General features: G+C 66.7%; 1 pseudogene. It reads left to right on the forward strand.

The window, feature by feature from the left end:
- Positions 1-126 precede the first annotated feature (126 nt).
- A pseudogene (locus IH48_RS0132565) lies at positions 127-351 on the forward strand (hypothetical protein); the annotation flags it as partial.

A 351-nucleotide genomic window follows, 5' to 3' on the forward strand; every position in this document is an offset into this window, starting at 1 on the left:
GTACGAGGGTGAGGGCGGGGAACCCCTCGCTACCGGCCTGATGCCGCCGTGCCTGTGCCCCAAGTGCAGGGGTGGGCGAAATGACCGCAGCACCACGGACCCCCAATTGCGTGGAGGCAAGCCAGCATGAGCACGGCAGTAGTGATCCGCGACCCGAAGGCGTACGTCACCCCGGACGTGTGGGAGCGGGAGGTGGCCCTCCTCCTCCGCAACCCGGAGAACACGCGCGAACTGGCAGAGGCCACGTTCGGACAAGCCATCGCCTACCTGGTCACGTGTGGCGAGAACCCGGACCTTCTCATGGGCCCGTCCAAGCAGGTGGACGAGGCATGGCACTCGTTCATGCTCGAC

This window comes from Streptomyces sp. NRRL F-5126, assembly GCF_000721265.1.
GTDB lineage: Bacteria > Actinomycetota > Actinomycetes > Streptomycetales > Streptomycetaceae > Streptomyces.